This is a genomic window from Methylobacterium sp. ap11 (assembly GCF_900110515.1).
Classification (GTDB): Bacteria; Pseudomonadota; Alphaproteobacteria; order Rhizobiales; family Beijerinckiaceae; genus Methylobacterium; species Methylobacterium ajmalii.
In genome coordinates this window covers 123275-134806 of record NZ_FOEB01000016.1, presented here as the reverse complement: position 1 = coordinate 134806, position 11532 = coordinate 123275, and the positions used below count along the sequence as shown (strand labels likewise).

Annotated in this window: 8 protein-coding genes and 3 pseudogenes; 3 read left to right on the top strand and 8 right to left on the bottom strand. The window is 71.6% G+C overall.

Going from position 1 to position 11532, the window contains the following annotated elements:
- Nucleotides 1-17 precede the first annotated feature (17 nt).
- Complete coding sequence (locus BMX97_RS32280; RefSeq protein ID WP_143074685.1) at nt 18-569, top strand: hypothetical protein; 552 nt, start codon at nt 18-20, stop codon at nt 567-569.
- A gap of 717 nt (nt 570-1286) precedes the next feature.
- Here BMX97_RS32280 and BMX97_RS21630 read toward each other — a convergent pair.
- The 7 genes from BMX97_RS21630 to tssF form a co-directional block, all read right to left on the bottom strand.
- Complete coding sequence (locus BMX97_RS21630; RefSeq protein WP_091753316.1) at nt 1287-1601, bottom strand: hypothetical protein; 315 nt, start codon at nt 1599-1601, stop codon at nt 1287-1289.
- 289 nt (nt 1602-1890) lie between these two features.
- Nucleotides 1891-2931 (bottom strand): hypothetical protein, encoded by a 1041-nt coding sequence (locus BMX97_RS21625; RefSeq protein WP_143074684.1) that lies wholly within the window; start codon nt 2929-2931, stop codon nt 1891-1893.
- A gap of 13 nt (nt 2932-2944) precedes the next feature.
- Nucleotides 2945-3739, bottom strand: coding sequence for a DUF1266 domain-containing protein (locus BMX97_RS21620; RefSeq protein WP_091753314.1), 795 nt, complete (start codon nt 3737-3739; stop codon nt 2945-2947).
- A 13-nt stretch (nt 3740-3752) separates the two neighbouring features.
- Nucleotides 3753-5447, bottom strand: a complete 1695-nt coding sequence (locus BMX97_RS21615) for a J domain-containing protein (RefSeq protein ID WP_143074683.1) — start codon at nt 5445-5447, stop codon at nt 3753-3755.
- On the bottom strand, nt 5444-7132 hold the full coding sequence (locus BMX97_RS21610; protein ID WP_091753312.1) for an Hsp70 family protein: 1689 nt from the start codon (nt 7130-7132) through the stop codon (nt 5444-5446). Before BMX97_RS21610 ends, BMX97_RS21615 begins: the two co-directional genes overlap by 4 nt.
- A gap of 38 nt (nt 7133-7170) precedes the next feature.
- On the bottom strand, nt 7171-8217 hold the full coding sequence (tssG, locus tag BMX97_RS21605) for a type VI secretion system baseplate subunit TssG (RefSeq protein ID WP_177202306.1): 1047 nt from the start codon (nt 8215-8217) through the stop codon (nt 7171-7173).
- Entirely contained in the window at nt 8214-10037 is a 1824-nt protein-coding gene (gene tssF, locus BMX97_RS21600) for a type VI secretion system baseplate subunit TssF (protein ID WP_210187663.1), read from the bottom strand. Before tssF ends, tssG begins: the two co-directional genes overlap by 4 nt.
- A 397-nt stretch (nt 10038-10434) precedes the next feature.
- Between tssF and BMX97_RS32275 the strand changes: the two are divergent.
- Nucleotides 10435-10581, top strand: a pseudogene (locus BMX97_RS32275) (IS3 family transposase); the annotation flags it as partial.
- 12 nt (nt 10582-10593) lie between these two features.
- Here the strand turns inward: BMX97_RS32275 and BMX97_RS21595 are convergent.
- A pseudogene (locus BMX97_RS21595) lies at nt 10594-10890 on the bottom strand (IS30 family transposase); the annotation flags it as partial.
- A gap of 114 nt (nt 10891-11004) precedes the next feature.
- On the opposite strand from BMX97_RS21595, the pseudogene BMX97_RS21590 reads away from it, so the two are divergent.
- Nucleotides 11005-11308 (top strand): annotated as a pseudogene (locus BMX97_RS21590) (IS3 family transposase); the annotation flags it as partial.
- Between the last annotated feature and the right edge of the window lie 224 nt (nt 11309-11532).

The window sequence follows — 11532 nt, the reverse complement described above, 5'->3', positions numbered from 1 at the left end:
TGCGCAGAGTGCCGCCTATGATCGATCAGAACCCAATCGACGCGCTTATGCGAAAGCGTAGCGCCAACGCTGCAAGGATTACTCGCCTTAGCGAGAGGCTTGCGACTTTGCAGCGCGATAACGAGGAGATCCTTGTCGCCATAAGGGCCCTGGAGAAATTGGGGTTTAAGGGTGCGCCACTTGGCAGGCTTGATGATCAGCCCGTTACATCAGGAGTCCAAACGAAGCTGATTGATATAACAGTACCCGATATGATCTTCGCTATTCTGAGCGAAGATATTTGGGGGGAAGGCGTCGACGCAACCACAATAATCTCGGAGATCAAGCGTCGTTATATGCCCGATCCAGATCCAAATATTATCAGGCCAACGCTTTGGCGCCTGGCGAAGGCGAAAAGGCTGGTAAAGAGCGGCGGAAAGTATTTTCTTCCAGATTCATCCTCCACTGAGGAGGAGGAAGAAGACGAGTCCGAGCCTAGCGGCTCCTCATCTTCTAAGAATGAGCCGTCCAACGGTCGTGCGTCGGACGGCTCAGGTGCTGAGTCAGAATATGAGGACGATATCCTCTGAAATCTGGCTCTCCATTCCACCCCGCGTCCGGTCAGGCGCCAACGAGGAGAACGATATTGCGATCACTCACCCCCTCTAGGAGAGGGGAGAGGCCGGATCGGCGCTTCCGACGCCAACCCGGCCACGAACCTAACCAACCGGCCTACGGAGAGACTGGCGTGTAAGGCCCCGCGGCCCTAATGTTGCACGTCTAGAGGCATCCTTCAAGCCGGGTAGTTCGAAATCGCACTCAGGCGAGTTAACTACTTATGGCTAAATACGAGTTTCCCTGCGACCGCGAGACGGCAGGGCATATCATTCACGCTGTCAAAGTGCTTGGCTGGTCTCAGGCCAAGGCGTCCCACTACTTCTGCGTTAACGGCGGCACGGTCAGCAAGATCGTGCGCGGCCTCGCGCATCACGGAGTTGGACCGCTTCCTTTCTGATCTGACTCAGAAGCGTCGCCCGTAAAGGCGATCCCGGCCGGGCGTCCAACATGGTGAGCCCGGCTTCCTCAAACGCGCGCTTCATCGCCAGCCGGTTGTTGGCGATGGGCGTGCGCGAGCCGTTCTCGAACTGGTGGATCGTGCTCAGCCCTACGTTCGAGCGTTTAGCTAGGTCGGGCTGCGACCAGTCCAGCCACCGGTTACGACAACCATTTTGATGCGACAACATCAACGCTTTCCGGTGAGCTTGCTGCATAATACCGGGCGTTGCGGGTCCGTCCCGGGTCTCGTTTCAGGTCCCCTTGCCCGGCGCCTGGCCCGGGCAGTCGCCGACCCGGCGCGACAGGGTCAGGATCTCGGAGGAGTATTCCGGCCGGTCCGTGATCAGCGTGCGGGTGGTGGAGGAGACCGAATCTTTTCCGAAATGGAAGGTCAGGACGACCTTCGATCCCTTGCAGTCCATCGCGAAGGCGAAGCCGTCCGGCATCTCGCGGCTGTCGCCGAGCCGGCATCCCTCCAGGAATTCGGGATTGGTCTCGTACTGGGCGAGCGTCTCGCGCCGGAACGCCTCGTAGTCGGCTGAGGGAAAGCAGGTCCGGCTCGTCACGCCCTGGTCCCGGAACCGGCTGTTGCGGCTCTCGGTCTCGTAGAGGCCGGGGACGAAGACCGGCCTCGGGGTGAGGAGGGGGGCGGCCCGACCGGACGGCGCCTGCGCGGCGGCCGGCCCCGCGAGGGCGCCGAGGACGAGGACGGGGAACGCCGCAGGGAGGCATCGGCCGCCTCGCGCCGGCGCCCTGAGCAGACTTGCGTAGGCAGGCCAACGCTTCGCCCGCTCGGGTTCTTGTCTTGTCGCAGATGTCCGGCACCGAACCGGTAACCGCTTCGTCGAAATCAGCTTAGCCACCGACGGCCCGGATCGTGTCGAGTGCATCGTCCACCTGCCTCTCTTGGCTTTGCCCGAGCCAGACCTCGGGCACGATCGCGGTGATCCGGGTGCGGAACACCTCTGCGCACGCCCCGTACCGGCGCGCGAAGTACAGGCCGGCCGCCCAGCGGTTGTAGATGCTCTGGCACGGATAGCGCGCGGCGAGGTCCTCGTAGCCGCGCATCAGCAGATCGACGTCGCAGAGCGTGTCGCGCACGTCGTGGTCGCCGATCGCGTAGCCGCGGCCGTAGATCAGCGCGTAGAGGCCGGCGCCGAACCGGTCCTGGCCGACGCTCGCGGCGTGGCGGGCGAAGCTTTCGAGGTCGCCCATCCCGTCGCCGAACCAGCGCGGCAGCAGGCGCACGCCGTGGGCGACGCAGATCTGCCAGTTCGCGGTGTCGAGCGACCAGGCGCGCATGAAGCGGCCGTGGAAGTCCTCGAAGCCGTCGTTGCCGTGCAGGCCGTAATCGTAGTGCGTCCAGGCCCAGGGCAGGCTGCCGGCGCCCGACGCCGCGCAGGCGTCGAGCACGCCCCGGCCGGTCTCGATGCGCGCGTTGAACGCCGCCCACTGCGCCTCCGACACCGTGTCGACGTAGCCGCCGCCGCGATGCGCGAAAGCCGCGGAGAGCAGGGCCGAGGCGTAGGCCGCCCCGGCCATCGGCGTGCCGCTGCGCTCCCACCACCGCGCGAAGGGCTCGCAGAGCCGGTCGAGCGCTCGTCCGTCGCCGGCGCCCTCGGCGCGGGCCAGGAGCTCGGTCCAGAGCACGACGTGGAGCTTCAGGGCGTTGCCCATCATCAGGTCGCGCGCCTCGGCCGCCGCGTAGAGCGCGTCGAAGCGGTCGAGTTCGCCCGCTTGCCACAGGCGGTCGAGTGCGGCGAGGTCGTCCTCCGCCTCCGGCATGTCGCGCCGCAGCGGCAGGACGGCGAGCCCGTGCCGCTTGAGCGCGGCCCGGCGCTGCCGGGCGGCGCGGCCGTCGCGGATCCGGCCCCGCAGCGCGTCCAGTCCCATCATCGGATCCTCCCTCTCACGAGGCCGCCGCGGCGGGCGCGGTCTCCAGCGTCCAGCACGGCCCGTCGCGGGTGTCGGCCGAGGTGACGCCCCGGCTGGTCTCGTCCTCCGGAAAGCCGAACAGGATGCGCCGCCAGGGGCTGTCGATCTCGGTGTCGAGGCGCCGCATCAGCGGGTCCCACGGCTCGGCCTCGTGCGCGCCGGCCCAGAACGCCCGGCCGACGACGAAGTCGCGGCCGTAATCCTGCCAGCTCGCGAAGCTTAACGAGACCTCGCGGGCGAGGTCGAACAGGTAGGCCCTCACCTCGTCGAGCGACAGGAAGCCGAGGACGTAGCCGTTGCGGGCGAGCTGCGCGGCGCGGGCCGCGTCGAAGGCGAGGAAGCACGCGGTGCGGCAGCCGAGGAGGTCGCGCTCGACCGCCCGCATCCGCCACAGCGCGGTCCGCGCCGAATCGTTGCCCGCTCCGGCGTGCTCGGCGAGCATCGCCTCCCGTTCCCGCCAGGCGGGGCCCGGCAGGGCGCAGTAGCGCCGCACCAGGGCACGGTGGTCGCGGCGATGGCCGTCGCGGCCGAGCCAGCCCATCGCCGCGACGAGGTCGACCCGGTCCTCGACCGACCAGTCCCGCCGCAGCCATCCCTCCGCCCGGTCGCGCTGCGGGCGGAACCGCCGCCCTGCGGTCTCGGGATCGAGCGGCAGATCGACCGGATATTCGTGGTAGAGGTTGTAGCAGGCGCCGAGCGCGTAGGCCGAGCGCAAGGGCTCGCCCCGGTAGCCGGCGTCGTCGAGGTAGAGGAAGGGCGGCTCGGTCATCGGGACGGCTCGGTCATCGGGACGACTTGGGGCTGGGGGACGCGGCCCGCTCGCTCTGCCGCTTATGGGCGGCCAGGAGCGCGGCCGGGTCGTAGACCTGGTCCGAACTGCTCGCCCCGCTGCGGATGACGACGCGCAGCGTCATCCGCTCGGAGGTCGTCGGGATCGGCTGGAGCGGCGCGGTCGCGATCGCGTCCCAGTCGAGCACCCGCTCGGGGGCTCCGGGCGCCGCCCGCAGCCGGATCTCGCGCAGGCCCGCCCGGTTGGCGGGCCGCAGGATGTCCGACAGGTCGAGATACAGGGTACCGTCCCGGACGGTCAGCTTCGGCTGGAAATGGACGTCCGACGCGGAGGGCTGCGAGGCCGTGTCGTCCTCGGCCTCGGCCTTCCGCACGGCTTCGGCGAGATCGAAGTCGTACAACTCCGTGACGGCATCGTCGTCGAACACCAGCTGCACCCGCAGCGTCGTCCCGCCGGGCGGTACGAAGCGGATCGGCTCCCGCTCGATCGCCGCGAGGTCCAGCCTGGCGGGCTTGCGGTCGGGGGGGCCGATGCGGACCGCCTTCAGGACCGCGCGGGCCTTCGGGGACAGGAGCGTCGAGAGGTCGAGCCCGAGCCGTCCGTCGGCCTGTCGCGTGTGCACCGGAAAGTTCATCTCGACCGGCGGCCGGCGCGTCGTCGATTCCCGCACCGGCCAAGGTGAGGACGAGGACGCGGACACGGCCGCGGGGGCCGGCGGCTCCGACCCGCCCTCCCAGTGTTTGGCGACGTTGCCCAGGATGACGATGGCGAGCCAGACCATGCCCAGAGACGACCATTTCCATCGGCTCGGCGGGTTGATCGGCGCCCGGCTCGCGGCCTCGGCGGCCTCGCCCGGTGGCGCGACGGCCGCGGACGGCGCGGCGGCGAGCGGCGCCGCCCCGAGGGCGCCGCGCAGGGCCGCGAGGGTGCGGGCGTCGATCAGACCGTCGACCTCGGCGAGCGGCCCGATCACGGCGTTCAGCACCTCGACGGCGACCTCGCGCTCGGCATCGTCGAGGCCGCGGTCGAACAGCCCGACCCGGTAGGGGCCGAGCAGGCGCAGCAGCACCGTGTCCCCCGGCGCGCCCTCGCCCCGGCGGACCGCCTCGGCGCGCCCGCGCAGGGCGTCGGCGATCTCCATTCCCTCGATCCGCTGCCGCAGCAGCGCCAGCCCTTCCGCGTCGCGCGCCCTCTGGCGCGTCGTCGCCTCGCCCCAGGCGAAGCGCTCCGACAGCCCCCGCAGCAGCGCGGGGCCGGCCGAGGGGTCCCGGGCCAGGCGGTCGAACAGGCCGTCCTCGACGCTCTCGCGCCAGGCGATGTCGAGGCCGCCCGAGAGCGCCGCGTCGACGACCGCCAGGGCGCCCGCCGCATCGCCCCTGCGCCGGCGCGCGTCGAGGCGGTGAAGGAGGTCGTCGCGGGCGGCCGGATCGACGGTCGGGGCGGGGCGGGCATCCGCCCCGGCCCCCGGATCGCCGAGCGTGCCGCGCAGGGATTCGTAGGCCGCGCGCAGGGCCTGGAATCCCTCCGGATCGACGTCGGGCCGCACGGCCTTCAGCCGGCGCGCATAGGCGCTCTTCAGCGCGCGCTCGTCCGCCCCGGGTTCGAGGCCGAGGAGGGCGAGGGCCGCCCCGCGCTCGTCCGCCACCCCGGTCTCCTCCGCCGGAGCGGGGCCGGACGGCCCGGTCACGGGGCGGCCTCCAGGCTGCGGATCGTCGCGCGCAGGTCGTCCGCGGCCTTGGCGATCACCTCGACCTCGCCGGAATCCAGCGCGCGCTCGAAGGCCGCGATCGCCCGACCGACCGCCTCGCGCGGGGCGCCGAGCGCCTCGGCGAACAGCCGCTCGCCGCGGGCCAGGAGGGCGCGGTGGGCCTCGGTGTCGCGCGGGGCGATCTTCAGGTCGGCGAGGGCGGCGAGCCGCGCCTCGATCTCGGCCGGGTCGAGGGGGGTGGGCGAGTTCTGGATCACCAGCCGCTCGCTGCGCCCGTCGACGGTGCTGGTGGCCGAGACCTCGAGCACGCCGTTGACGTCGTAGGTGAAGCGCAGCTCCAGCGCCTGCCGGTCGATCGGCCGCGGCTGCAGGGTCAGGGTGAACTCGCCGAGCGGGATGTTGTCCTTGGTCAGCCGGCTCTCGCCCTGGAACACCGCGCAGGTCACCCGGCGCTGGTCGTCCGCGCAGGGATGCACGGTCTTCGTCCGGCTCACCGGGATCAGGGTGTTGCGCTCGATCACCGGCATGTAGAGGCCCGGGCGCAGCCGGCCGGAGGCGTCGGGCTCGGAGACCTCGACCCCGAGGGTGAAGGGCGCCACGTCGGTGAGCACCGTCTCCTCGAGCGCGGCGTCGCCGGCCTTGAGCCCGGCCTGGACCGCGGCGCCGCGGGCCACCACCTCGTCCGGGTCGAGGCTCGACAGCGGCAGCCGGCCGAACAGCCGGGCGGCGAGCCGGCGCACGATCGGCGCCCGGGTGGCGCCGCCGGCCAGCACCACGTCGGACAGGTCGCCGAGATCGAGCCGGGCGTCGCCCATCGCCCGCTCGACCGGGCGGCGAAGCCGCGCGAGCAGCGGCTCTGCGAGGTCGGCGAAGCGTGCCGCGGTGAGGACGGCCCGGTGCTCCCGGTCGCCGGCCTCGATCCGGATCTCGACCTCGGGCTCCCGGTCGAGGGCGCGCTTGGTGAGCTCCGCCTGGCGGCGCAGGCGCGCCCGGACGCCGGGATCGGCCCCGGTGAGCCCGGTCGTCGCCTCGAACCAGGCCACGATCGCGTCGACGAAGTCCTCGCCGCCCAGGAAGGCGTCGCCCGCAGTGGCGCGCACCTCCATGACGCCGTCGAACATCTCCAGCACCGAGACGTCGAAGGTGCCGCCGCCGAGATCGAAGACCAGGATCTTGCCGCCTTCCGCGTGCCGGGCCTGGAGGCCGTAGGCGAGGGCGGCCGCGGTCGGCTCGTTGAGGATGCGCTCGACCTTGAGATCGGCGAGCTGGCCGGCGGCGCGCACCGCCCGGCGCTGCACGTCGTTGAAGAAGGCCGGCACGGTGATCACCGCCTCGGTGACCTCGCGCCCGAGCGCGGCCTCGGCGTCGGACTTGAGCTGGCGCAGGATGAAGGCCGACAGCTCCTCCGGGCGGAAAGTGCGGCTGCCGAGCCGCACCTCGTGCCGGCTGCCCATGAAGCGCTTGAACGCCGCCGCCGCGAGCCCGGGCTGGGCCACCACCCGGTCGAGGGCGGGGCGGCCGACCGCGACGGTCCCGTCCCGGTCGAGGCAGACCGCCGAGGGGGTCAGGACCTCGCCGTAGACGTTCGGGATCAGCCGGGCCTCGCCCTCGGCCCAGACGCCCACGAGGCTGTTGGTGGTTCCCAGATCGATACCGACGATCATGCATCCTTCCTTCTCGCTGTCGCGGCGGTCGCGCGGCCTCAGAGCGCGCCCCGCATGGGGTCGAAGACCGACTGGTCGGCGTCGCGCTCCGCCGGCAGCTGGCGCAGCCAGGCGTTCCAGCCCAGCGCCGGCGCGTCCGCGCCGAGCCGGGCCTCCGGCACGTCCTCCTTGCGCAGGAGCACCTGCACGTCGAAGTCGAGGCCCGGATCCATGTAGAGCCGCACCAGCTCGACGAGCTCGGCCATGCGGGCGCCGCCCGGGGCGAGGTCGGCGAAGGCCGCGGCGTCGACCGGGCCGAGGACGACCCGGAAGGTGCTGGTCGCGTCGAGGACGCCCGCGCCCGCCACCGCGTCGACCCCGAGGCGGCCATAGGCCGGGGCGGGCCCGGCGAGCCGCGTCTGCTCCTCGGGTGCGATCGGCAGGCGCCGGACCCGGAACGGCTCCACCCGTACCGGCAGGCCGAGCCGGTCGGCGAGCAGCACCTCGAGCCCGGCGGCGGAGCGCACCGCGCGGCCGAGGAGCCCGGCATAGGGCAGGAGCTCGGAATCGGGCGTCGCCAGACGGTCGCGGTGGGCCGGCAGCATCAGGCCGGCGATGCCCCGCAGGGCCTCGGTGATCCGGTCGCCGCCGTCGATCCCGTGCCTGGCGATCCGGGCCGGCAGCCGGTACTTCTCGTCGGCGTCGAGGAAGGCGGCGGTCGCCCGCGCGAGGAACAGGTCGAGGAAGGCCGAGAGCCCCGGGCTGCGGGCGCGCCGCTCGCGCAGGGCGACCTCGGTGTAGACCGGCGGCAGCGGCCCGAGCGGCCCGACGAGGCCGACGAAAGCCGCCTCCGGCAGGCCGCGCCGGTCGAGCCCGAAGGTGCCGGGGGCGGCGAGCGGCGTGGCGACGTGGCGGTTCGTCACCGCCCCGACCGCGAGCGCGGGCTCGGGGACGGCGTCCCGGTCGCCGGGCCGGCCCTCGCCGTCGCGCCCGCCCTCCGGCGTCCGGAACGCCTCGATCAGGCGCAGGGCCTCGAACGGGTCGAACCGGTCGATCTCGGCGTCGAGGCGCGCGCCGAGGGTCCGCGTCTCGCCGGCGCCGCTCACGCCAGCGCCTTCGCGCCCGAGCGCGGGGCCCAGGTCTTGATCGGTACCGCCGCCCCGCGTTCGCGCAGGGTGAGCCGGGTGAAGCTGTTGAGGTTGACGTAGAGGCCGAAGAACCGGTCGAGCACCTGGCCGAGCAGGAAGGCGGCGCCCGGCTCGGCGAAGCGGCGGTCGATCTCGACCTCGATGTCGAGGCCGCGGGCGAGCCCGCCCTCCGCCACCCGGGCGGTGGTGCGCCGATGGGTGACCGAGACGATCGCGTCGATCAGGCTGCGGGTCTCGGGCGCGTCGCGGTAATCGTAGAGCCGCAGGATTTCGCGCAGGGCCTCCGGCCCGCCCTCGGCGTTCGACAGCGACAGGTGGCCGAGGGTGAGGTGGGAGACGAGCCGCCACAGCAGGCCGTCGCCGGGCTCGAGCCGCAGCGTCGGGGTGAAGGGCGTGAGCGCCCGCAGCCGGCCGACCTCGCCGGGGCCGCGCAGGACCTTGAGCACCGGCTGGTCGCCGCCGTAGGGCAGGCGGGCCGGCAGGTCGCGGTTGAGGCAGGTGGTGTCGATCGACAGCACCGCGTCGGTCGGCGAGGCCGGCGAGGCCTCGGCGTCGACGAGGGCGAGGCGCGCATCCGTGCCCTCGCCGCCCTCGGGCAGGTGACGCCGGCGAAGCTGCCAGAACAGCGCGCCGGCCTCGTCCGCTCCGGCCTCGTGCGCCCCGGTCAGCGTGCGGCCGAAGAGCGGCACGGCGTCCCGGGTCTGGCCGGCCCGGTCGGTCAGGGTGACGCGCTCGACCGCGTAGACCTCCCGGGTGGCGTGCCGGCGCGAATCCGGCACGATCGGGTATTCCCGCGCCGCGTGGGTGAGGGTGATCGGCTCGGCGGCCTGCGGGAACAGGTTGACCAGCGGCGTGCAGGCGAGCGCGAAGGTGCCGGGCGCGCAGGCCCGCTCCAGGTCGGCGGCGTGGCGCGAGAGGTAGACGAAGATCTCGAGCCGGTTGCCGGCCTGCCGCAGCGTCCGGGCGGAGATCCGCGTCAGGTCGACGAACAGGAACTTCTGCGGGTAGGCGAAGAGCTCAGTGAGGAGCCGGTAGGCCGGATGCGCCCGGGGCGCGGGCGGCAGCACCGCCTCCTCGGCCTCGAAGCCCACGGCCCGGATCGCGTCGCGGCCGAGGAAGGTGGCGGAGCGGTCCTCGGGATGGTCGGCGATGGCGACCTCGACGCATTCGGTGAGGAGGAGCCGGTAGAGCGCCACCGCCTGGCGCCAGGGCGCCCGCAGGTAGAACCGCAGGGAATCGAAGCCGAGATCGGTGAAGGTGACCCCCGGGTCGAGGGTCTCGAGGACGAGGCGCAGGCTCGCGGGCGCCTCGATATGCGGGCAGGGCGGCGCGACGAGCGGTCGCCCGGTGAGCGCGGCTGCGGTGACCCGCACCGGCCACAGCGAGACCTCCTGGGTGGTGCGGAACCGGCAGATGTCGCCCTCGACCGGGTCGGTCTCGACATTCGTGCCCCGCGGCAGGACGATCGCCTGCTTGAGGTCGGGCGGGAAGTCGACCTGCGCGACCGCCAGCGCGGGGATCGGCGCGAGGTAGTGCGGATAGAGGAATTCGAGCAGCGATTCGGCGATCTCGGGAAAGTCGTCGTCGAGCTTGAGCCGCAGCCGCGCCGCGATGAAGGCGACGCTCTCGATCAGCCGCGCGACGTGGGGATCGTCGACCGCGTCCGGCGACAGCCGCAGCCGGCCGGCGATCTTCGGGTGCGCCCGGGCGAACTGCCCGCCGAGCCCGCGCAGGGCCTCGAGCTCGGAATTGTAGAAGCCGTAGAGGCGGTCGTTCACGGGCGGCGGCTCCGTCCTTGGATCGGGCATCGCGGCGCGGGCCGCTGCAACCTCACCTTAGGGAAAGGATAGGGCGGCCCGGCGACCCCGGCCACGGGCGCGACAGCAGAAATCCGCCCCGAACGGACAACCCGTGGCGGCAACCTTCCCCGGGCCGGTGGTGCCGTCGGGCGCCAGACGGCCGCGTCACGGGCAACGTCTCGATCCCCCTACCACCGTCGCCGCGGTCCAGGCCGGGGCCGTTCGGACGGCGTGCTCAGTGGATCGTCGGATGACCGGGGAAGTCGATCCGCCCCCAGCCGTGACCGTCGAAGCGGGCGATGTCCCTGATGCTCATCGCCTACAGGTGGGCCGTCCCGGGTTTCCCGGAGGCTCCCCCTTCTGAGAGGATGGAGCCATGACGAAGCGAACAGCCCCGTTTTCCCCCGAGGTGCGCGAATGCGCCGTGCGGATGGTACGCGACCATGAGGGCGAGCACGGCTCGCAATGGTCGGCGATCCAGTCGATTACTGCGAAGATTGGCTGCTCGGGCGAAACGCCGAGGAACTGCTTGGTTTCAAGCGGTCATCGCAACACCATTTTGCACGTCCGCAAGAACAGCGTCGAGTGCCTCTGCCGGCGTCTTCCAGTTCAGCGTTTTGCGCGGTCTGCCGTTGAGGGCGGCAACCACAGCAGCAAGATCGTCCACGCCGTGGGCGCTCAGATCCGAGCCGTTCGGGAAGTACTGTCGCAGCAACCCGTTCGTATTCTCGGCCGTCCCCCGCTGCCAGGGCGAACGTGGATCGCAGAAGTAGGCCTGCAGACCCGCGTCGATCCGTAAGCGCGCATGCTCGGCCATCTCGGCTCCCTGTTCCACCCCGGGACGACCCGGTGACCGACGCGTCTCTCGAAGACACCGATCCGAACGCCGCCGACCTGCCATCACAACCGCCCCCCCGCCAAGCCGTTGCGACGACCACTTGAATCCACCCAATACTTGGCTCTACGGTACACAGAGCGCCCGGCCGGAGCGGACATCGAGCGGTCGGTCGGCAGCGTCGGCGGCTCTTACGACAACGCTCTGGCGGTGACGATCGACGGCTTGTTCAAGGCGGAGATGATCTATCGGCGCGGGCCGTGGCGCTTCCATCATAGCGGTCGAGAACGCCACCCTGGAGTGGGTCGACTGGTCCAACCACCGTCGCCTGCTCGCGCCGATCGGCAACGTCCCTCCCGCCGAGGCTGAAGCGCGCTCTCATACTCACGTCGGCGACCAAGCCCTGGCCGCCTGACCCAAGACAATCAGCCTCCGAAAAACCCGGAGTGGTTCAACGAGGAGGCTGGGGTGGCCTTCTGCGGCGAGTCGCCCGGACGCGCGATGTGACGGGCACAGTCGAGAGGTCCAGCCGGAAACTCACGCTCGGCCCGGTCCTACGCTCGAACGTCGCGAGGTGCACTGCGCCGTCACGAGACAACGACCTTCCTGAGCGAGCTTCGTGCAATGCCCCTCTGGCAC

Coding starts and splice junctions, on each gene's coding strand:
- BMX97_RS32280 (WP_143074685.1), top strand. CDS start 18: ATGATCGATCAGAACCCAATCGACGCGCTTATGCGAAAGCGTAGCGCC.
- BMX97_RS21625 (WP_143074684.1), bottom strand. CDS start 2,931: ATGATGGGACTGGACGCGCTGCGGGGCCGGATCCGCGACGGCCGCGCC.
- BMX97_RS21620 (WP_091753314.1), bottom strand. CDS start 3,739: ATGACCGAGCCGCCCTTCCTCTACCTCGACGACGCCGGCTACCGGGGC.
- BMX97_RS21610 (WP_091753312.1), bottom strand. CDS start 7,132: ATGATCGTCGGTATCGATCTGGGAACCACCAACAGCCTCGTGGGCGTC.